The 18968-nt window shown below is 63.2% G+C and carries 22 protein-coding genes, 1 pseudogene and 1 riboswitch; of the genes and pseudogenes, 16 read left to right on the top strand and 7 right to left on the bottom strand.

Features of this window, described 5'->3' with window-relative positions; all coding sequences use genetic code 11:
- Positions 1 to 232, bottom strand: a pseudogene (locus EN818_RS23390) (serine--glyoxylate aminotransferase); the annotation flags it as partial.
- 131 nt (positions 233 to 363) lie between these two features.
- Positions 364 to 1023, bottom strand: coding sequence for a response regulator transcription factor (locus tag EN818_RS23385; protein ID WP_245420398.1), 660 nt, complete (start codon positions 1021 to 1023; stop codon positions 364 to 366).
- 345 nt (positions 1024 to 1368) lie between these two features.
- Here EN818_RS23385 and mgtE point away from each other — a divergent pair, with 345 nt between their 5' ends.
- Complete coding sequence (gene mgtE, locus EN818_RS23380; protein ID WP_095807050.1) at positions 1369 to 2787, top strand: magnesium transporter; 1419 nt, start codon at positions 1369 to 1371, stop codon at positions 2785 to 2787.
- A gap of 184 nt (positions 2788 to 2971) precedes the next feature.
- Complete coding sequence (locus EN818_RS23375) at positions 2972 to 3358, top strand: MerR family DNA-binding transcriptional regulator (protein ID WP_040969921.1); 387 nt, start codon at positions 2972 to 2974, stop codon at positions 3356 to 3358.
- A gap of 25 nt (positions 3359 to 3383) precedes the next feature.
- Here the strand turns inward: EN818_RS23375 and EN818_RS23370 are convergent, their stop codons facing one another.
- Entirely contained in the window at positions 3384 to 3854 is a 471-nt protein-coding gene (locus tag EN818_RS23370) for an isoprenylcysteine carboxylmethyltransferase family protein (protein ID WP_095807051.1), read from the bottom strand.
- Entirely contained in the window at positions 3851 to 4855 is a 1005-nt protein-coding gene (locus tag EN818_RS23365; RefSeq protein ID WP_095807052.1) for a DUF1624 domain-containing protein, read from the bottom strand. The genes EN818_RS23370 and EN818_RS23365 overlap by 4 nt, the downstream gene beginning before the upstream one ends.
- 156 nt (positions 4856 to 5011) lie before the next feature.
- Here EN818_RS23365 and EN818_RS23360 point away from each other — a divergent pair, with 156 nt between their 5' ends.
- The 5 genes from EN818_RS23360 (at position 5012) to cobO (ending at position 8137) form a co-directional block, all read left to right on the top strand.
- On the top strand, positions 5012 to 5698 hold the full coding sequence (locus tag EN818_RS23360) for a gamma-glutamylcyclotransferase (RefSeq protein ID WP_095807053.1): 687 nt from the start codon (positions 5012 to 5014) through the stop codon (positions 5696 to 5698).
- A gap of 71 nt (positions 5699 to 5769) precedes the next feature.
- A riboswitch (cobalamin riboswitch) is annotated at positions 5770 to 5969 on the top strand.
- 36 nt (positions 5970 to 6005) lie between these two features.
- The gene (locus tag EN818_RS23355; RefSeq protein ID WP_095807054.1) at positions 6006 to 6185 is read left to right on the top strand and encodes a CbtB domain-containing protein; all 180 of its coding nucleotides are present in this window, start codon (positions 6006 to 6008) and stop codon (positions 6183 to 6185) included.
- Between the two features lie 15 nt (positions 6186 to 6200).
- A complete protein-coding gene (locus tag EN818_RS23350) occupies positions 6201 to 6992 on the top strand; it encodes a CbtA family protein (protein ID WP_095807055.1) in 792 nt (263 codons plus the stop codon).
- The gene (gene cobU, locus EN818_RS23345; protein ID WP_095807056.1) at positions 6985 to 7506 is read left to right on the top strand and encodes a bifunctional adenosylcobinamide kinase/adenosylcobinamide-phosphate guanylyltransferase; all 522 of its coding nucleotides are present in this window, start codon (positions 6985 to 6987) and stop codon (positions 7504 to 7506) included. The genes EN818_RS23350 and cobU overlap by 8 nt, the downstream gene beginning before the upstream one ends.
- 1 nt (position 7507) lies before the next feature.
- The gene (gene cobO / locus EN818_RS23340) at positions 7508 to 8137 is read left to right on the top strand and encodes a cob(I)yrinic acid a,c-diamide adenosyltransferase (protein ID WP_095807057.1); all 630 of its coding nucleotides are present in this window, start codon (positions 7508 to 7510) and stop codon (positions 8135 to 8137) included.
- On the opposite strand, the gene cbiB is transcribed toward cobO, so the two are convergent.
- On the bottom strand, positions 8134 to 9123 hold the full coding sequence (gene cbiB / locus EN818_RS23335; protein ID WP_095807058.1) for an adenosylcobinamide-phosphate synthase CbiB: 990 nt from the start codon (positions 9121 to 9123) through the stop codon (positions 8134 to 8136). The two genes, cobO and cbiB, sit on opposite strands and share 4 nt — an antisense overlap.
- Between cbiB and cobD the strand changes: the two genes are divergently transcribed.
- Together cobD and EN818_RS23325 are read left to right on the top strand one after the other, a co-directional pair.
- The gene (gene cobD / locus EN818_RS23330; protein WP_095807059.1) at positions 9122 to 10174 is read left to right on the top strand and encodes a threonine-phosphate decarboxylase CobD; all 1053 of its coding nucleotides are present in this window, start codon (positions 9122 to 9124) and stop codon (positions 10172 to 10174) included. The genes cbiB and cobD overlap by 2 nt on opposite strands.
- Positions 10171 to 10683 carry a tyrosine phosphatase family protein gene (locus EN818_RS23325; RefSeq protein ID WP_095807060.1) on the top strand — a complete coding sequence of 171 codons (513 nt, stop codon included), beginning with the start codon at positions 10171 to 10173 and terminating at the stop codon, positions 10681 to 10683. The genes cobD and EN818_RS23325 overlap by 4 nt, the downstream gene beginning before the upstream one ends.
- Before the next feature lie 7 nt (positions 10684 to 10690).
- On the opposite strand, the gene EN818_RS23320 is transcribed toward EN818_RS23325, so the two are convergent.
- Both EN818_RS23320 and EN818_RS23315 read right to left on the bottom strand, forming a co-directional pair.
- A complete protein-coding gene (locus EN818_RS23320; protein ID WP_129553882.1) occupies positions 10691 to 11488 on the bottom strand; it encodes a creatininase family protein in 798 nt (265 codons plus the stop codon).
- 70 nt (positions 11489 to 11558) lie between these two features.
- Positions 11559 to 11942 (bottom strand): RidA family protein, encoded by a 384-nt coding sequence (locus EN818_RS23315; RefSeq protein WP_095807062.1) that lies wholly within the window; start codon positions 11940 to 11942, stop codon positions 11559 to 11561.
- A gap of 253 nt (positions 11943 to 12195) precedes the next feature.
- Between EN818_RS23315 and EN818_RS23310 the strand changes: the two genes are divergently transcribed.
- The 7 genes from EN818_RS23310 (at position 12196) to EN818_RS23280 (ending at position 18928) form a co-directional block, all read left to right on the top strand.
- Positions 12196 to 13203, top strand: a complete 1008-nt coding sequence (locus EN818_RS23310) for an ABC transporter substrate-binding protein (RefSeq protein ID WP_095807063.1) — start codon at positions 12196 to 12198, stop codon at positions 13201 to 13203.
- Between the two features lie 15 nt (positions 13204 to 13218).
- Positions 13219 to 14037, top strand: coding sequence for an ABC transporter ATP-binding protein (locus EN818_RS23305; protein ID WP_095807064.1), 819 nt, complete (start codon positions 13219 to 13221; stop codon positions 14035 to 14037).
- Complete coding sequence (locus EN818_RS23300) at positions 14024 to 14875, top strand: ABC transporter permease (RefSeq protein ID WP_095807065.1); 852 nt, start codon at positions 14024 to 14026, stop codon at positions 14873 to 14875. Before EN818_RS23305 ends, EN818_RS23300 begins: the two co-directional genes overlap by 14 nt.
- A gap of 186 nt (positions 14876 to 15061) precedes the next feature.
- Positions 15062 to 16363, top strand: coding sequence for a cytosine deaminase (locus EN818_RS23295; RefSeq protein ID WP_095807067.1), 1302 nt, complete (start codon positions 15062 to 15064; stop codon positions 16361 to 16363).
- Positions 16363 to 17760: an FAD-binding oxidoreductase gene (locus tag EN818_RS23290; RefSeq protein WP_095807247.1), complete on the top strand. Its 1398-nt coding sequence runs from the start codon at positions 16363 to 16365 to the stop codon at positions 17758 to 17760. Before EN818_RS23295 ends, EN818_RS23290 begins: the two co-directional genes overlap by 1 nt.
- Positions 17760 to 18341: an NAD(P)H-dependent oxidoreductase gene (locus tag EN818_RS23285; RefSeq protein ID WP_165350018.1), complete on the top strand. Its 582-nt coding sequence runs from the start codon at positions 17760 to 17762 to the stop codon at positions 18339 to 18341. The genes EN818_RS23290 and EN818_RS23285 overlap by 1 nt, the downstream gene beginning before the upstream one ends.
- The gene (locus EN818_RS23280) at positions 18341 to 18928 is read left to right on the top strand and encodes an NAD(P)H-dependent oxidoreductase (protein ID WP_095807069.1); all 588 of its coding nucleotides are present in this window, start codon (positions 18341 to 18343) and stop codon (positions 18926 to 18928) included. The genes EN818_RS23285 and EN818_RS23280 overlap by 1 nt, the downstream gene beginning before the upstream one ends.
- Positions 18929 to 18968 lie beyond the last annotated feature (40 nt).

The raw sequence follows: 18968 nt of genomic DNA, 5'->3' as shown, positions 1-18968 counted from the left end.
GGCTGAGCACATTGGTCATCGCCGCTTCCCAGGCGCCGGTGCCGGACGAGGGGAAGATGAAGACGCGGCCGGTCTCGTTCTTGAACACGCGTTTGATGTCCTCGAACAGCGGCAAGGTCAGGTTGGGGAACGAGGCAGCGCGCATGTCTTCCATCGGCAGGTTCATCGCCTGCCGCACCTCTTCGGGAATGTTGGTGGGCCCAGGGATGAAAAGATGGGTGAACCCAGCCATGCGCGAACTCCTCCGATCGTTGGATTGTCGGGGGAGTGTCGTGCGATCGCTGTGTCGCAACAACACCTTGCCGGATAGGATGTCGCCACGCGCGGGTAGTGCGCTCCTACCCGGTCAAACTACCCGAACGGCTATTTTGGGCTTCGACGCGTCTCGGTCGCATAGAGGGCTACGGCCATGGCACGATTGCGCACGTCGAGCTTGTCGTAGAGATTCTTGAGGTGATACTTCACCGTGTTCTCCGAGATTCCGGTTCGGGTCGCAATCTGGAGATTGGTCCAGCCATCGGCAAGCACCGCAAGCAACTCGCGCTCACGCACGGTGAGCTGCGAAAGCGGCGTGTCGTTGACCCTGTTGATGTCGATATAGGGAATGCAGATGCGCCCGTGCGCGACCGCCAGAATGGTCTCGAAGATGATTTGCGGATCGTCGAACTGGAAGCAATAGCCCTGGGCTCCAAGGCGCACGCACCGCTTCAGAATGCCGATGTCGTGATCGTTGGAAAAGACGGTGATGCGTATGTCGAGCTTGCGGTTCTGGACTTCCGCCAGGATGTCCGCACCGTCCATGTCGGCGAGTTTCCAGCCGATCACCGCGACATCGAACTTGGTGTCCGCGGCCAGCTCCAGGAATTGCTGGCCGCCATGGACGCAACTCACCAGCTCGAAACGGCCATCGCATTCCAGCATTTCGCTGAGCGCCGAGACAACGAGTGGATTGCGCTCGGCAACGACAACGCGCACGCGCTGCTCGCCCGCTGCTTCGTTCGTTTTCCTGGATTTGAGGTTCAAGGCCTGCCGTTTGTCCTGTCGATTCTTGCGCAGTTGCGGTCCTCTGGACCTGCATCATAGCAATTCTGCCCCAACCGCACAGTGACGCTCTTTCCCCAGCGACATGGGCTGTCGCGCCGGCTGAACGCGAATCCCTTTGCCCTTCGTGGCATCCCGGCGGTTGCGGAACAGGCGCATTTTGTCGAGTATTCCGCGTGTTAGAGCGGCGTCTTCCCAAGACGATTCGGGGCGTTGCGCTATCTGCTGCTCCAAGCTCGGGTTCCCGAAAACCGATTCCGGTTTTCGGGGTCATGCGCTAGACCTGATTTCACACCCTTACTGGATTGCTGTTGGCGGGAGGCTCTGGTGGAAGGCGAGGACAGAGAGACGACCGGCGCCACGCCCGCCGATGAGCACCACGCCGACATCTATGGCGAGGACGGTGCCGTGCGCGCATCCTTCCTGGCGCAGATCGGCGCGGCGATTGCCGACCGTGACACGCTGACCCTCAAACGCGAGGTCGATGACCTCCACCAGTCGGAACTGGGTGATCTGCTTGAAGCGTTGCATCCCGAACAGCGTCGCGCGCTGGTCGATCTGCTCGGTACCGATTTCGACTTCTCGGCGCTGACCGAGGTCGATGAGGCGATCCGTCTCGATATCGTCGACAACCTGCCCAACGAGCAGATTGCGCAAGCGGTCCAGGAACTCGATTCCGACGACGCCGTCTACATCCTCGAAGATCTCGACCGAGAGGACCAAGACGAGATCCTGTCGCAACTGCCCTTCACCGAACGCATCAGGCTGAGGCGCGCGCTCGATTATCCGGAAGAGACGGCTGGCCGGCGCATGCAGACGGAGTTCGTCGCCGTGCCGCCGTTCTGGACGGTCGGCCAGACGATCGACTACATGCGCGAGGATAAGAACCTCCCAGACCGCTTCAGCCAGATCTTCGTCATCGATCCGAGCTTCAAGCTCGTCGGCGCCGTCGACCTCGACCAGATCCTGCGCACCAAGCGCGCGGTGAAGGTCGAGGACATCATGCGCGAGACCCGCCACGCCATTCCAGCCACGATGGACCAGGAAGAAGCGGCGCGCGAATTCGAGCAATACGACTTGCTCTCGGCGGCGGTGGTCGACGAGAACGAGCGGCTTGTCGGCGTGCTCACCATCGACGACGTCGTCGACGTGATCCAACAGGAAGCCGAGGAAGATTTGTTGCGCATGGGCGGCGTCGGTGACGAAGAGCTGTCCGATAGCATCCTGGCAACCTCGCGCTCGCGTGTGCCGTGGCTCCTGGTCAACCTGCTTACGGCTTTCCTGGCCGCCTCGGTCATCGGCCTGTTCGACCGCACGATCGAGCACATCGTGGCGCTGGCGGTGCTGATGCCGATCGTTGCCGGGATGGGCGGCAATGCCGGCTCGCAGACCATGACCGTCACCGTGCGGGCTCTGGCGACGAGAGACCTCGACATCTACAACGCCGCCCGCATCATACGACGCGAGTTGGGGGTGGGTTTCATCAACGGCATCGTCTTTGCCGTGCTGATCGGCATGGTCGCCGGGACCTGGTTCCACGATGCCAATCTGGGCGGGATCATCGCCGCCGCGATGATCATCAACATGTTCGCGGCAGCGCTGGCAGGAATCCTCATTCCGCTGGTGCTCGATCGTTTCAAGATCGATCCGGCGGTGGCCTCCGCCGTGTTCGTCACCACCGTAACCGACTGCGTCGGCTTCTTCGCTTTTCTCGGGCTCGCCACATGGTGGTTCCGCGTTCCATGAGGCTGCCGAGGTTCAGGCGATGCCGATGCAAACTCCTCGGCTCGTCCGTCAATTGACTTTTACGTAAATGCCGTGCGAGGCTGATTTGGGGTCGTCTGCCGATTCCGGCATATGATGGGGTTGATCGGAGGGAAAGGCGACGCTCTTGCGCGGCGATGCCTGGACGTTGGGCGTGGGAGCGAGAATGCGGGAATATTATACGATCACCGAGCTGACGCGCGAGTTCGACGTGTCGACTCGCACGCTGCGATTCTATGAGGACGAAGGGCTGGTGCAGCCGATCAGACGCGGCCGCACCCGGCTGTTTCGCCCGTCGGACCGCCATCTCATCCGTCAGATCATGCGCGGAAAGCGCCTCGGCTTCTCGATCGCCGAGATCCGCGAAATCATCCAGATGTACAAGGAGCCTCCCGGCGAGGTCGGCCAGCTCAAGCTGATGATCAAGCGCATCGAAGAGAAACGAGAAGACCTTAGGCAGAAGCGGCGCGATCTCGAGGAAACGCTGGCGGAGCTCGATCAGGCGGAGGAATCGTGTGTCGAGCGACTGGCCGAACTTGGGGTGAACACTTGACCGTTCACGGGAGCGCGGCCCCCGCTCAAATCCACCGCCTCACTCGCTTGGCATAGTCGCGGTATTTCTTGCCGAATTTGGCCGCCAAGATTTTTTCCTCCTTCTCGATCGCCATCTTCTGCGTGGCGAAGGCGGCGAGGAAGGCGAAGAGCAGGAACCAGGCGATGCCGGTGATGAAGGCCACACCGATCAAGAGCAGGGTGTTGGCGAGATACATCGGATTGCGGGTGATGCCGAAGGGACCTGACGTAACCAGATGGGCAGGCTCGGCATTGGGATCGAACGTGGTTCTCGCCCGCAACATGACGCGGATCGCCGTGATCCAAAGCGCAACGACCCCCAGCAGGGCGACCCAGCCGGCGGCAAACAGGATCTCGCCCAAGATGTCGCCGATCCAGGGCAGGGGATAAAGCAAACCGAGCAGGATGCTAAGCACGATCGCCACGACATAGATCACAGGCGGCCAGGGAATGATGCCGTGCTTGGCTCCGTTCATTCTTGTCCTCCCTCCGTCTGGCTTTCCGTCGCCGAGGTGCAGGTGCTGGCGAGATCGGCAAGATGCGATTTCCAGATATCGGTCTGATCGTTGCTGTAGAGCTTGTCCAGTGATCCTTCGCTCTTCAACGCGCCCAGCATGCAGCCACAATAGCTGGAACAGAACTTGGTGTCCTGCTGTTGCTGCTCGCAGGATACCTGGCAAGCGCTCAGGAAACCCGCTTCCTTGTCCTGCGGGGGCGCGGGCATGATCTGCGACAATATCCAGACAGACCCGAACAGCAGCGGTTGGTGGATAAGATAGAAGGCCAGACTGTGACGGCCGATGAAGATGAGCGGATTGGCCCAGCGGCCAGGCATCCAGGCGCCCAGCCGAGCGAGAAGACCGGAGGCCGATGCGAACCTGGCCACGCAGATGCCGGCAAGCACCGCGCCAAACCAGGGGAGCACCGGGACATAATCGTTGGAGCGCGGGTTGGTCGCCGACAGCCCAACCCACCACAGTGCCGGATGGTCGAAGAATTCGGACCGCAGATAATAGGGCGCCGCGATCACGGCCGCAGCGACGATCGCCGTCAGCAACGGCGGCAGCCGCAGAAACGCAAGGCCGAGCAGGCTCGCCAGCGCGATCTCGTGGAGTATCCCGAAGAAGATGAAGCCGTCCGGCGTAGCGACATAGGTGACAGCCGAGATGGCGATCGCCGACGCGGCGACCATGGCGAAACGCTTCCAGAAGCCCGGCCAGCGGATCTGGCGGCCATGGGCGAGGAACAGACTGACGCCGACCAGGAACAGGAAGGTCGAGGCGATGCAGCGCGCATAAATCTTCCACCAGCCGAAAGCGGTCAGGCCAGGTGTGGTGTAGCCGAAGTTTTCGAGATCCCAGGTGAAGTGGTAACTCGCCATCGCGATCAGCGCGATGCCGCGCAGTATGTCGATGGCGATGATGCGACTGTGTTTCGGCTTGTCCTGAACGGCTTCGTTCGTCGTTTGAAGGCTCATGATCTCGCAGTCCGATTCAGTCGTCCCAACGACTATCACGGTTAGGGCCGACAACAGAGGGCGAATGGCTGCTCTCCCGCATTGTGGCGTCTGCTCGGGGCCCTTAAGCTCGCGCCGTCAGTGCCGGCGCGATGCCGGCGGCCCAAGGTGCATCGAATGTCCGCAAGAATGATGTCTCTGACCGAAGAACTGGTTGCCCGTTGTTTTCGGGTCGTCGAAGACAGTGGCCCCGACCCAAATGCCGCGCATCTCGATGACGCCGACTACGAAGCGATGCTCGATGCATTGGAGGTTGAACTCCCCGCCGCCGAGCCGCTCTGGCTGTTCGGCTACGGATCGCTGATCTGGAAGCCTGAGATCGACCATGTCGAGGAACGGGTCGCAGTGGCGCGCGGCTGGCACCGTTCCTTCTGTATGAACATGACACGCTGGCGCGGCACCAGAGAGAGCCCGGGCTTGATGATGGCGCTAGATCGCGGCGGGCAATGCAAGGGCGTCGCCTTCCGGCTGAGCGACGGTGATCGCCGTCAGCAGCTGAACAAGCTGCTTAGGCGCGAGGTGACGCTCAAGCCGACAAGCTACCATCCGCGCCTGCTCAGCTTGGCCAGCGGCAGCGGTCCATTTCGGGCCCTGGGCTTCGTGATCAACCGCAAGGGCACCACCTATACCGGCGTGCTCAGCGAAGGCGAGGTGGTCAGAAGGCTTGCGACCTCCTGCGGCCACTGGGGTTCAGGCGCCGACTATCTCTACAACACCGTCAGGAATCTCGAAGCCCGAGGCATTCACGATGCTCACCTGTGGCGGCTGCAGCAGCTCGTCGCTGCCAGAATCGCCGGCTCCTAGCACACCGAGCCGTGCCGCAATCACGCTCCAGCGTGGCGGAATTTGGTTTGCCGGGGGAGACGATTCTGCCTATAGTCGCCGATGTCGTCGGTTCCGTTTTTGGAGCCAAGAGGGAATGCGGTGAGGGTGGACTTCCTGCCCAAAGCCGTGGCTGCCCCCGCAACTGTGTGCGGTAGTCCTGCCCCATAGACCACTGAGGATTTGCCTCGGGAAGGTGGGGAAGGGCGTGGATCCGCGAGCCAGGAGACCTGCCGGCGACAAGAAAGTTGACTTCTATGCCCTCGGGTGGAGGGCGAAAGGACAAGACATGAATACCGCTTCCTTTTCCCTCGGCGCTTCCGTCTCCTCGCAGTCGCGCTTCATGCAACTGGCGATGGCCGCGCTGCTCGGCATTTTCGTCGTCGGCTTCGTCGGCTTCTCGCATATCGATGCGGTCCACAACGCTGCCCACGACTATCGTCACTCGATGGCTTTTCCCTGCCACTGACGAGGGTTTGACATCATGAATCTGTTTCGCAACGTCGTGTTCATCGCGGCGATCGCCGGGCTCGTGGCGGGTGTGGTTCTCGCCTGCATGCAGGCCTATGCCACCGTTCCGTTGATCCTCAAAGCGGAAGTGTATGAAAAGGCGGGCGAGGGTCATCACCATGACCACGCGACCAACGACAACCCTGTGGGCGCAGCCGCTCCAGCCGCCGGCAGCGCGATGAGCAGCGCAGCCCCGGCGCCCGCCGAGGCAGTTGCCCCAGCCGAGGAGGAGGGCTGGGCGCCGGCCGACGGCTTCGAGCGATTCGCCTTCAATGTCGTCGCCAATATCGTCACCGGCATCGGCTTCGCGCTGATCCTGGTCGCAGTCTCGGAATTTGCGGGCGGCATCGGCAACTGGCGCCAGGGCGTGTTCTGGGGCCTAGCTGGCTTTGCCGTGTTCACACTGGCGCCTGGCCTCGGCCTGCCGCCCGAACTCCCGGCAATGCCGGCGGCCGAACTGCTGCCGAGGCAGATCTGGTGGGTTTCGACAGTCATCGCGACTGCGGCCGGGCTCGGTCTGATTGCCTTCCGCAAGTCGCTGCCGCTGGCCATTCTTGGCGTGGCGCTGATCGTGGCACCTCACATTATTGGCGCGCCGCAGCCGGAAAGCTTCGAGACCGCGATTCCCGAAGGATTGCATCACCAGTTCGTTGTCGCCGTGACGCTCACCGATCTGGTGTTCTGGCTGGTTCTGGGCGCGGTTGTCGGCGTGGTGCGCGGACGCTTCACCGGCACCGCGACCAGCTTGCGCGACAGCTTTGCCTGATCGCGCCGAAGGTCGCCTGACCTTCATCGTAGGCGGTGCGCGCTCGGGCAAGAGCGCGCATGCCGAGACCCTGGTGACGGCAAGCCCGTCGCCCTGGGCCTATATCGCCACAGCGCAAACCTATGACGACGAGATGCGCGAGCGGATCGCGCTGCATCGCGCGCGACGCGGCGAAGGCTGGGTCACCATCGACGCGCCGCTCGATCTGGCGGGCGCAATCGAGGCCTTGCCCGATCACCAGCCGGTGCTGATCGACTGCCTGACATTGTGGCTGACCAATCATATGCTGGCGGACCATGACATCGATGCAGAGTGCCGACGGCTCTCGGATGTGCTGTCGCGCCCGCGCGGACCGTGGTCCGTGGTCTCGAACGAAGTCGGGCTCGGCATCGTGCCGGACAATGCGCTCGCGCGCCGGTTCCGCGACGCCGCCGGACGCCTCAACCAGCAAGTCGCAGCCGTCGCCGACAGCGTGCTGATGATGGTGGCGGGGCTGCCGCTCAAGGTGAAGTGACATGGCCGAGATCGACGACAAGACCATCGACGACAGGGACGCCGAACGCCATCGCGCCAAGATGGCCAAGCGCAAGGCGGTGCAGGATGCCGAGGTGGCCGGCAAGACGATCGAGAAGGGACTGCTGATCATCAACACCGGACCCGGCAAGGGCAAGACCACGGCTGCCTTCGGCCTGGCGCTGAGGATGCTCGGCTATGGCAAGCGTGTCGGCGTCGTCCAATTCATCAAGGGCAAATGGCACACCGGCGAAAAGGATGCTTTCGCCGCCTTCGGCGACCAGGTCGTGTGGCATGCGATGGGTGAGGGGTTCACGTGGGAAACGCAGGACCTGAAGCGCGACATCGCCGCGGCGGAGGCTGCCTGGACCAAGGCCCTGCAACTGATGGCGGATCCTTCGATCAGCCTCGTCGTCCTCGACGAGCTCAACATCGCACTGCGCTACGACTATCTCGATCTGGAGAAAGTGGTCGCGGCGCTGAAAGCGCGCCGCGAGGACCTGCATGTCGTCGTCACCGGCCGCAACGCCAAGCCGCTGCTGGTGGAGGCGGCCGACCTGGTCACCGAGATGGGGCTGACCAAGCACCATTTCACGGCGGGGGTTAAGGCGCAGCAGGGAATCGAGTTTTAGCCGCTGATCAGAATGGTCAGATAGATCACGATCGCCGACAAGACGCCGAACAGCGCAATCAGCAGCCGGTCGGCGATGCGATAGAGTCTTAGCGCCATGCGGATGTCGGTGCTCTCGGCTTCGCGGCGGCCGCCTTCGCCCATGAAGGCATCCTCGACAATCACGCCTGCGTAGCTGCGCGGTCCGGCGAGCGCCAGGTCCAAGGCGCCGGCCATGGCGGCTTCCGGCCAGCCGGCATTGGGGGAGCGGTGCTTCTTCGCGTCGCGCTGCATCACATGCCAGGCATTGCGTGGATCGGCGCCCTTGACGAGGAAGGCCGCCAGCACGATGAGCAGGCCGGTCAGCCGCGAGGCCGGCAGATTGATCAGGTCGTCGAAGCGGGCGGCCGCCCGGCCAAACGCCTCGTGGCGCGGCGTGCGGTGGCCGATCATCGAATCGGCGGTGTTGGCGGCCTTGTAGGCGGCGCCGCCTGCCAGCCCGCCGACGCCGGTCCAGATGGCCGGCGCGACGATGCCGTCGGAGAAATTCTCGGCCAGGCTTTCGATCGCGGCGCGGGCGACGCCTGCCTTGTCGAGCTTTTCGGGATCGCGGCCGACGATGCGCGAAACGGCGATGCGGCCAAGCGTCAGACCGCCCGTTTCGAGTGCATCGGCAACGTCCTCGACATGCTGGGCGAGGCTCTTCTGTGAAAGAAGCGAGGAGCCGAGTATGGCTGCGGCGACCAGCCCAGAGGGAAAGATCAGCCAGAGCAGGATATGCAGCGTCAGCCCGATGGCTGCCGGCACCAGCACGATGACCAGCAATGCCTGGACGCCGCGGCGACGACGCAATTCGTCGGAATCGGTGGCGCGGTTGAGGCTGCGATCAAGAAAGGATATCAGCCTGCCGATCCAGGTTACGGGATGACCGATGGCGCGGAACAGCCAGTCCGGATAACCAAGGGCGAGTTCAACGGCAAGTGACAGGAAGGCGATCAGGATCGACATGAAACTTCTTGCAGGGATTGCGGCGGTGGATCATGGCGGCAGCCTCGGTCGGGCGAGGGCGCTCTTTCCTCACGCACCGCTGCCTTTCGTCGATCTTTCGACAGGTATCAATCCGCACTCCTATCCGCTTTTCGATCTGCCCGCCACCGCCCTGTCTCGATTGCCCGAAGCAGGACAACTGCGCGAATTGGCCGAAATTGCGGCCGCCGCTTACGGCGCGCCGTCGGTGGAGCAGGTCGTGGCTGCGCCAGGCACGCAGGTTCTCTTGCCGCGTGTCGCTTCGCTGGTGAAGCCGGGCAAGGCGCTGGTGCTCGGCCCGACCTATGCCGAACATGCCAGAGCCGCCGCGATCGCTGGTCACGCGGTGGGCGAAGTGAATGATTTCGAGGCGCTGGCGCAAGCCGACCTCGCCGTGCTGGTCAACCCCAACAACCCGGACGGCCGTATCGTCGAGCGGGATCGACTGCTCGATCTTGCCGCGCGGCTGCGCAGCAAGGGCGGCCTCCTGGTCGTCGACGAAGCCTTCATGGATGTCGGCCCGACGGAGCACAGCATTGCCGGGGACGCGCGTGAGAGCGGCATCGTGGTGCTGCGCTCCTTCGGGAAGTTCTTCGGCCTTGCCGGGGTGAGGCTGGGCTTTGCGATTGCGGATCGGCTGACGGCCGAGCGGCTGGACGCGCAGTTCGGCCCGTGGGCTGTTGCCGGACCGGCGCTCGAATACGGCATCCGCGCGTTGGCAGACACGGAATGGCAAACAGCCATGCGACAACGCCTGGCATCCGATGCCCACCGCATCGACGCGCTGCTCGGTCGATTCGGGGTTCCGGTCGCTGGCGGCACCAGTTTGTTCCGTTATCTATCGTTCCCTCACGCTCCAGGCCTGTTTTCGGCACTTGGCGAGCGCGGCATCCTGCTTCGTCATTTTGCCGAGCGGCCACAAGTCCTCCGGGCTGGCCTGCCGGCCGGCGAAGAGGAATGGCAACGGCTCGAAAGCGCGCTTGCCGCCTGGGCCGCGCAGCGCGAGGATGGGCCGAAGGAGATCGCGCGATGATCCATGTCTGTCCCCTGTCGAAGATCGAAGAGACCGTGGCGAGGACCGGGGCCGAGCGGCTGCTGTCGCTGCTTGCCGCGGGGACCGAGGTTACCCGCCCGGCCTCTATCCTGGCGGAAAACCACCTGCATCTGGTCATGCATGACATCGCTGTCGCCCAGGAGGGCATGACCATGCCGGGCGAGGAGCATGTGCGCGCCTTGCTCGACTTCGCCTACCGTTGGGACCGGGCGAAGCCGCTCGTCGTGCATTGCTATGCCGGCATCAGCCGCTCGACGGCGTCGGCCTATATCATTGCCGCTGCGCTGGCGCCGAGGCGCGACGAGGCGGAACTGGCCAAGACGCTGCGCTTTGTCTCGCCATCAGCGACGCCCAATCCGCGGCTTATTGCCGTCGCAGATGCGCTGCTCGGACGCGATGGGCGCATGATCGCGGCGATCGAAGCGATCGGGCGCGGCGCGGATGCCTTTGAAGGAACGCCGTTCGAGCTCGCGTTACAGGCCCAATGATCCTCGCCTAGAGCAGCCAGTCGGCAAGCTTGGCCTTGCGCACATCCCTGACAAGATCGATGAAACCATCGGCTTGATGCTCGGCGGTCAGGCGGCCCTTCTCGGCCGTGGCGATGCCGGCATCGCCGACGACGCCGTTCGGATTGAGGTCGCTGGCGATCCAGGCAAAGGCATGCGTGCCGGTGTGGCGCAGCAGGGCGAATTGCTTTTCGGCGCGGCCGACATTCGAGACGAAATTGTCGGCCTTGCCCATGTCGACGAGGTCCGGCCGGAAATGCAGCATCAGCGAGGTCTCGACATCGCCGCCATGGATGCCGTGACGATCCTCGAGTTCGGTATACATGCCGGCCGGACGGCCGAAGCGCTGCCAGCTCGTCTTCACCGCCAGCATCTTGGCGCGCACGCGCAATTCGCGGGTGGTGATGCCCATGATCTCTTCATTGCCGCCATGCGAGTTGACGACGATCAGCTTCCTGACCCCGGCGCGGGCGACCGACAGGCCAAGCTCGGTCCAGGCGTCCACCAGTGTGGCGGCCGGCAGGGTGAGCGTTCCCGGCGCATGCAGATGCTCGTTCGACTTGCCCACCGCCTGGACCGGCAGGATGCGGATATCGAGGTCATCGGGCAGGCGAGCGATTACCGTTTCCAGCATCCCCATCATGATCGAGGTGTCGGTCGAGACCGGAAGGTGAGGACCGTGCTGCTCGATCGCGGCAAGCGGCAGAACGGCAATCGTGGCTTCCGGATCGATCGAAGCGTATTCGGTCGTCCGGTAGTCGCCCCACCATACGCGTCCGGTCGTCATTTTCGTCTCCCGATTGGTCTGCTGTTCGGCTTGGCGGTGATCTAAAGCGCCTGGCGGCTGCAAGCAATTGCTAGCCTGCGGCTAGAACCTCCACCTCGACCTTGAATTCCGGGCGGGCGAAGCCGGAGACGATCATCAGCGTCGAGGCCGGCGCGGGATCGGAAAAGAGCCGATTTCGGACATCCATATAGGCTTGCAAATGCGCGCGACTAGTGACGAAGGCGTTGATGCGTACGACGTCGTTCAGCGTCAGCCCGGCCTCGCTCAGTATCGCAGCGATATTCCTGAAGCAGAGCTCGGTCTGCGCGTCGGCATCCTCGGGAACGGTTTCATCCGGGCCGATACCGACCTGACCCGAGCACAGCACCAGGCGCTTGCCTGCCGGGATTTCAACGCCGTGGCTGTAGCGCGAGAAGGGCGGCTTGATCGACTTGGGCGCGAGATATTTGAACATGGCAATCTCCTGTCGGGAGGCAGACTAAGGCTCGATTCATGAAACCTGCAAGATGCGGTGCATGCCGCCCGGGCGATTATGGACAGGCGTCCGAAAAATGGGCACGATGCCTGCCGTACAGCATGACCCTTCCGGCCTTGGCAATGACTGCCGCGCAATCAGGCGGCCCAGCCGGTGGCATGTGTCTTGCTTCTTGAACAAATGGAGTCGAGCCCAGCGCGTGGCGCGCCGGAGCCAAGAGAAGGTGATGTCAATGGTCGGAAAAGAGAAGATGCTGGCGGGCGCGATTGCCCTGCTTGCGGCGAGCACGCTGGGCGCGGCCGCCAACGAGAAAGTCACCTTCGGCACCAACTGGCTGGCCGAGCCGGAACATGGCGGCTACTACCAGGCCGTGGCCGACGGCACCTATGCCGCCTGCGGGCTCGACGTCACCATCATGCAGGGCGGCCCGCAGGTCAGCGGCCGGCCGATGCTGCTCGCCGGCAAGATCGATTTCTACATGGGCGGCAACCTGCTCTCGGCTTTTGATGCAGTCCAGCAAGGCATTCCGATGCGCGTCGTCGCCGCCGACTTCCAGAAGGATCCGCAGGTCATCATGTCCCAGCCGGGGCAGGGGCTGGACAAGTGGGAGGATCTGAAGAATGCCGACCAGTATATTCTCGGCGACGAGGGCGCGCAGACCTTCTTCCAGTGGATGGTCACCGAGCTCGGTTTCGACGCGGCCAAGCGCGTGCCCTACACCTTCAACCCGGCGCCCTTCATCGCCAACAAGAAGTCGATCCAGCAGGGCTATGTGACGTCCGAGCCTTTCGCCGTGCAGAAGCAAGGCGGCTTCGTGCCCAATCAATTCCTGCTCGCCGATTATGGCTGGGACACCTATGCGACCACCGTCGAGGTGATGCAGGACACGATCGACAAGCGGCCGGAGGTCGTCCAGTGCTTTGTCGATGGCTCGGCCAAGGGCTGGTACAACTATCTCTACGGCGACAACAAGGCCGCCAACGACTTGATCAAGAAGGACAATCCGGACATGACGGATGAGCAGATCGCCTTCTCGATCGAGCAGCTGAAGAAGTTCGGCGTCGTCGATTCCGGCGATTCGGAAAAGCTCGGCATTGGCGCCATGACCGATGCGCGCATCCAGAGCTTCTACGACAAGATGGTCAAGGCCAAGGTCGCGCAGCCCGGCATCGACATCAAGAAGGCCTACACGCTCGCCTTCATCAACAAGGGCGTCGGCCTGGAGCTGAAGAAAAAGTAAGGCGGCCTGCCTGACATGATCCAGGAGAAAGTGGCGACGGCTGCGGCATCGGGTGAAAACCCGATGCTGCTTTCGCTACGCAACGTCGGCAAGGTCTTTTCCAACAGTGTTACGGCGCTGAGCAAGGTCGACCTTGCGATCCGGGAAGGCGATTTTTTAAGCCTGCTCGGGCCGTCGGGCTGCGGCAAGTCGACGGCGCTCAGGCTGATAGCCGGGCTGTCGACGCCGACCTCCGGTCAGCTCGACTGGCGGGGCCCGCTGGAGCGGTCGAATATCGGCTTCGTCTTCCAGGAGCCGACGCTGCTGCCTTGGGCGAGCGTCTTCGATAATGTCTGGCTGCCGCTTCGCCTCAAGGGAATGTCGCGCACCAAGGCCGAACCGGCGGTGATGGAGATGCTGTCGCGTGTTCATCTCACCGGCTTCGAGAACGCCGTGCCGCGCGAGCTTTCCGGCGGCATGAAGATGCGCGTCTCGATCGCCCGCGCCATGGTGACCAAGCCGCGCATCCTCTTGATGGACGAGCCTTTCGCGGCGCTCGACGAAATCACCCGTTTCAAGCTCAACAATGACCTGCTGGAACTGTGGCAGGACGAGCGCTTCACCGTCGTCTTCGTGACGCATAGCGTCTTCGAAAGCGTGTTCCTGTCGAGCCGCGTCGTCGTCATGGCGGCACGGCCGGGGCGCGTCTTCGGCGAACTGGCGATCGATGCGCCTTATCCGCGCGATGAGGCATTTCGAACTTCGCCCGACTATGCAGCACTTTGCCGGCAGGCCTCGGACGTGCTGGTCAAAGCCATCAACTCAACCGCGGGACTGCACCATGACGGCCATTGAAGACGCCACGCTGAAGCTGGATCCCGAGGAAGCGCGCCGCGTCCGCCAGGAGCGCCTGGAGCGGATCGGCAAATGGGTGCTGCCGCTGGCGATCATGGTGCTGGCGATCTGGCTGTGGGACCGCATCTGCGTCTGGAACGAAATCCCGCAATACATCCTGCCGCGCCCCGGCGTGGTGCTGCAGACGCTGCATGACGATGCCGGGCTTTTGTTCTCCTCGTTGCTGGTGACGCTGAGGATCACCTTCCTCAGCCTGCTGCTCGCCGTGATCGGCGGGGTCGGACTGGCGGTGCTGTTCGCGCAGTCGAAATGGGTGGAGATGTCGTTCTTCCCCTTCGCCATCGTGCTGCAGGTGACGCCGATCGTGGCGATCTTCCCGCTGATCAACATCTACATCAACAACCAGACGACCAAGCTTCTGCTCTGTGCTTGGATCGTTGCCTTCTTCCCGATCCTTTCCAACACCACGCTTGGGCTGAACTCGGTCGACCGCAATCTGCGCGACCTGTTCAAGCTCAATGGCGCGACGCGCTGGCAGCAATTGCGCTATCTGCGCCTGCCGGCGGCGATGCCCTATTTCCTCGGCGGGCTGAAGATAGCCGGCGGCCTGTCGCTGATCGGCGCCGTGGTGGCCGAATTCGTCGCCGGTGCGCAGGGTCAGTCGTCCGGGCTCGCTTCGCGGATCATCGAGGCCGGCTACCGGCTCAACGCGCCGCGGCTGTTCGCGGCGCTGATCCTGATCTCGCTCACCGGCATCGTCATCTTCCTGGTGCTGTCGCTGGTCTCGCATCTGATCCTGCGCCGCTGGCACGAGAGCGCGCTGAAGCAGGAGCGCTAGAGTGATTTCGTTGTTGGTGCGAAGCACTCCCCTCTGTCCTGCCGGACATCTCCCCCTCAAGGGGGGAGATTGGATTTCATTTCGGATTTCGCCAATCACAAACGTCGCAACAAGAGCGGCATGGACGAAGCTGCTGATCTCCCCCCTTGAGGAGGAGATGTCCGGCAGGACAGAGGGAGGTAGGACTTGATACCAGCCTCTCGTTCTTACCATCTCACCAATGCTCGCTTGCATTGGTCGCTGACGCCCGGCCTTGCCGGGAACTTCGACGCCGACGGCTTCGCACTTGCCGACATCTCCGTCGCCGACGGCAAGATCTCAGGCATTGCCGCTCATGACAAAGCCGAGTCGCCGGCCGATGCCATCGATCTCGGCGGGCGCATCGTGCTGCCGTGTTTCATCGACTGCCACACCCATATCGACAAGGGCCATATCTGGCCCCGAAAACCCAATCCCGACGGCACCTTCATGGGCGCGCTCAATGCCACCGGCGTCGACCGCGCCGCGCGCTGGAGCGCGGACGATGTCGCGCGCCGCATGGATTTTTCGCTGCGCTGCGCCTACGCGCATGGCACCAAGGCGTTGCGCACGCATCTCGACAGCGTCGCGCCGCAGGAGGAAATCTCGTGGCCGGTGTTCGAGACGATGCGTGAAACCTGGCGTGGTCGTATCGAACTGCAGGCCGCCTGCCTGCTCGGCATCGAGGGTGTGCGCGACAAGGCCTGGTTCGAGCGGCTGGCGAAACGGGTCGCGGCTGCCAAGGGGGTGCTCGGCATCGTCACCTATATGGTGCCCGACCTCGAGCAATTGCTCGATCAGGTCTTTGCGCAGGCGATCAAGCATGGGCTCGACCTCGACTTCCATGCCGATGAGACCGACGACGCAGCGGCCGTCTCGCTGAAGAAGATCGCCGAGGCCTCGCTGTGGAACGGTTTTGACGGCAACATCCTGGTCGGTCATTGCTGCTCGCTGGCGCGCCAGCCTGATCTCGAGGTGCTCGATACTTTGGATAAGGTGGCGAAAGCCGGCCTGGCCGTGGTGTCGCTGCCGATGTGCAATCTTTACCTGCAGGACAGGCGCAACGACGGCACCACCCCGCGCTGGCGCGGCGTGACGCTGCTGCACGAGATGAAGGCGCGCGGCATCAAGGTGGCGGTCGCCTCCGACAACACGCGCGATCCGTTCTATGCTTATGGCGATCTCGACATGCTGGAAGTCTACCGGACGGCGACGCGTATTCTGCATTTCGATCATCCGGTCGCCGACTGGCCACGGGCGGTAGCGGCGACGCCGGCTCAGGTAATGCGGCTCGACGGTGCGGGCACGCTTACCACCGGCGGCAGCGCGGACTTCATCCTTTTCAAGGGGCGAAGCTGGACCGAGTTGCTGTCGCGGCCGGAATCGGACCGCATCGTCGTGCGCGAGGGCAGGGCGATCGAGCGACGTCTGCCCGACTATGCCGAACTCGACGAACTGATGGTGGGATGATGGATATTGCAGCGCTGAAGCGCGACCTCGAAGGGCTGAAGATCGACGACCATCTGGCCATCGTGCAGCAGAAGAGCCGCGACTTCTACTGGTACAGCCCGGTGCTCAAGCGGCAACTCGACCATGTCAGGGGTGATCTGATCGTCACCCCGAAGAACGAGGCCGAGGTGATCCGCGTGCTCGCCGCCTGCCATCGCCATGGCGTTCCCGTGACGCCGCGCGGCAGCGGCACGGGCAACTACGGGCAGGCGATGCCGCTGTCGGGCGGCGTGGTGCTCAACCTTGCCGAAATGAACGAGGTGAAGGCCATCGCGCCGGGGCGCGTGGTGACCGGGCCTGGAGCGGTGCTGGCCGAGATCGACAAGGCAACGCGGGCGCATTCCGCGCAGGAATTGCGCATGTCGCCTTCCACCTACAATACGGCCTCGATCGGCGGCTTCGTCGCCGGCGGCTCGGGCGGCGTCGGCTCAATCCGTTGGGGCGGCTTGCGCGACCTTGGCAATGTCATCCGGCTGAGGACGGTAACAATGGAAGCCGAACCGCGCGTGATGGAACTGACGGGCGACGAGGTGCTCAAGGTCATGCACGCCTATGGCACCAACGGCATCATCACCGAGGTCGAGATGCCGCTGACCGCAAGCTACGACTGGATCGACGTCATCGTCGGCTTCGACGATTTCATGGACGCCGCCGGCTTCGGCAACGACCTCGCCGTCCAGGACGGCATACTGGCCAAGCTGATCACGCCGATCGCGGCGCCCATCCCTTACGACTATTTCAAGCGGCACCAGAAGTTCTTCCGGCGCGAACAAAGCATCGTGGTGTGCATGATCGCGCCGCATGCGATGGATGCGTTCGTCGCCTTGGTACGCAGCGGCAAGGGCGAGATCGTGTTCCGCGCCGACCAGGAGGCCGACCTCAAGGGATTGCCGCCGGCCTATGAATTGACCTGGAACCACACGACGCTGCGGGCCATTCGGGTCGATCCGTCGATCACCTATCTGCAGGCGCGCTATCCGTCGCCGGATCACCTCGCGCATGTCAAGGCGATGGTCGACCGCTTCGGCGACGAGGTGCCGGCGCATCTCGAATTCATCCGCTTCGACGGCGCGATCGGCGCGGCCGGCCTGCCGCTGGTGCGCTTCACCACGGAGGAGCGGTTGGATGAAATCATCCGCATCCATGAGGACAATGGCTGCTGGATCTTCAACCCGCACCGCTACACGCTGGAGGAGGGCGGCATGAAGCGGACCGACGATGTTCAACTCGCCTTCAAGCGCGAGACCGATCCGCAAGGGCTGCTCAACCCCGGCAAGATGATCGCCTGGGAGAATCCGGCCTATGACTACCGCTCCGGCAAGTCCTTCCTGTTCAAGGGGCTGCAAAAGGTGGGGTGATGAAAGTCCTCGTGCTCTACGCTCATCCGGTGGAGTCCAGCTTCAATGCCGGCCTGCATCGGACGATCGTCGAGCGGCTGAGCGCGGCGGGACATGCGATCGACGACTGCGATCTCTATGCCGAGGATTTCGATCCGCGGATGACACGTGCCGAGCGCCTCGGCTACCACGCCCAGCGCGGCCCGAACGATGCCGTCGCCGGCTATGTCGAAAGGCTGCGCAAGGCGGAAGCGCTGGTGCTGTCCTTTCCGGTCTGGAACTACGGCTATCCCGCGATCCTGAAAGGTTTCTTCGACCGCGTCTTCCTGCCGGGCGTCTCCTTCAAGCTGGTCGACGGCAAGGTGGAGCCGACGCTGCACAACATCGGCAAGCTCGCCGCCATCACCACCTATGGCGGCAGCCGTTTTCGCGCCATGCTGATGGGCGATCCGCCGCGCAAGGTCGTCAAGCGCATGCTGCGGGCCACCATCAAGCCTGATGCTCCCGTCTCCTATCTCGCGCATTACTCGATGAACCTGTCGACCGACGAGACGCGAAAGGCCTTCATGGCCAAGGTGGCGGCCAGAATGGATCAATTCTGATGCGCGTGCTGGTGGTGTATTGCCATCCGGTGCCGGAAAGCTATTGCGCGGCGATCCGCGACGTTGCGGTCGAGGTGCTGACGCGAAGAGGCTGGGACGTGCGTCTGCTCGACCTCTATGCGGAAAATTTCAACCCGGTGATGAGTTGCGAAGAGCGACGTTCCTACAATGATCACGCGCCGGACGATCCGGCGCTCGGGCCGCATTTCGAGCATCTGCAATGGGCCGAGGCGATCCTCTTCATCTACCCGACCTGGTGGTACGGGCTGCCGGCGATGCTGAAGGGCTGGTTCGACCGCGTCTGGGCGACCGACATCGCCTTCAAGCTGCCTCCCGGAGGTGGCAGGATCAAATCGCTGATGACGCATGTCACCAAGGTCGGCGTCATCACCACCTGCGGCGCGCCGACCTGGTGGAGCGTCGTCGTCGGCCAGCCGGGACGCAAGACAATCCTGCGCGGCATGCGGGCGATCTGCGCGACGCGGTGCAAGACCTTCTTCCTGGCGCATTACCTGATGGATGCCTCGACGCCGAAGAGCCGGGCGGCGTTTCTGGCGAAGGTCAGGGCGAGGTTGGAGAGGTTTTGAGAGTAGCTCTCTTCTCCCCGTTCAACGGGGAGAAGGAAGA

It is taken from the genome of Mesorhizobium sp. M3A.F.Ca.ET.175.01.1.1 (assembly GCF_004791945.1).
In the GTDB taxonomy this organism is placed as follows: Bacteria; Pseudomonadota; Alphaproteobacteria; order Rhizobiales; family Rhizobiaceae; genus Mesorhizobium.
This window is presented reverse-complemented; position numbering and strand designations above follow the sequence as displayed.

Excerpts from the sequence above, each read along its gene's own strand:
- EN818_RS23375 (WP_040969921.1), top strand. The coding sequence starts at position 2,972 with ATGCGGGAATATTATACGATCACCGAGCTGACGCGCGAGTTCGACGTG.
- EN818_RS23370 (WP_095807051.1), bottom strand. The coding sequence starts at position 3,854 with ATGAACGGAGCCAAGCACGGCATCATTCCCTGGCCGCCTGTGATCTAT.
- EN818_RS23365 (WP_095807052.1), bottom strand. The coding sequence starts at position 4,855 with ATGAGCCTTCAAACGACGAACGAAGCCGTTCAGGACAAGCCGAAACAC.
- EN818_RS23360 (WP_095807053.1), top strand. The coding sequence starts at position 5,012 with ATGTCCGCAAGAATGATGTCTCTGACCGAAGAACTGGTTGCCCGTTGT.
- EN818_RS23355 (WP_095807054.1), top strand. The coding sequence starts at position 6,006 with ATGAATACCGCTTCCTTTTCCCTCGGCGCTTCCGTCTCCTCGCAGTCG.
- EN818_RS23350 (WP_095807055.1), top strand. The coding sequence starts at position 6,201 with ATGAATCTGTTTCGCAACGTCGTGTTCATCGCGGCGATCGCCGGGCTC.
- cobO (WP_095807057.1), top strand. The coding sequence starts at position 7,508 with ATGGCCGAGATCGACGACAAGACCATCGACGACAGGGACGCCGAACGC.
- cobD (WP_095807059.1), top strand. The coding sequence starts at position 9,122 with ATGAAACTTCTTGCAGGGATTGCGGCGGTGGATCATGGCGGCAGCCTC.
- cbiB (WP_095807058.1), bottom strand. The coding sequence starts at position 9,123 with ATGTCGATCCTGATCGCCTTCCTGTCACTTGCCGTTGAACTCGCCCTT.
- EN818_RS23325 (WP_095807060.1), top strand. The coding sequence starts at position 10,171 with ATGATCCATGTCTGTCCCCTGTCGAAGATCGAAGAGACCGTGGCGAGG.
- EN818_RS23320 (WP_129553882.1), bottom strand. The coding sequence starts at position 11,488 with ATGACGACCGGACGCGTATGGTGGGGCGACTACCGGACGACCGAATAC.
- EN818_RS23315 (WP_095807062.1), bottom strand. The coding sequence starts at position 11,942 with ATGTTCAAATATCTCGCGCCCAAGTCGATCAAGCCGCCCTTCTCGCGC.
- EN818_RS23310 (WP_095807063.1), top strand. The coding sequence starts at position 12,196 with ATGGTCGGAAAAGAGAAGATGCTGGCGGGCGCGATTGCCCTGCTTGCG.
- EN818_RS23305 (WP_095807064.1), top strand. The coding sequence starts at position 13,219 with ATGATCCAGGAGAAAGTGGCGACGGCTGCGGCATCGGGTGAAAACCCG.
- EN818_RS23300 (WP_095807065.1), top strand. The coding sequence starts at position 14,024 with ATGACGGCCATTGAAGACGCCACGCTGAAGCTGGATCCCGAGGAAGCG.
- EN818_RS23290 (WP_095807247.1), top strand. The coding sequence starts at position 16,363 with ATGGATATTGCAGCGCTGAAGCGCGACCTCGAAGGGCTGAAGATCGAC.
- EN818_RS23285 (WP_165350018.1), top strand. The coding sequence starts at position 17,760 with ATGAAAGTCCTCGTGCTCTACGCTCATCCGGTGGAGTCCAGCTTCAAT.
- EN818_RS23280 (WP_095807069.1), top strand. The coding sequence starts at position 18,341 with ATGCGCGTGCTGGTGGTGTATTGCCATCCGGTGCCGGAAAGCTATTGC.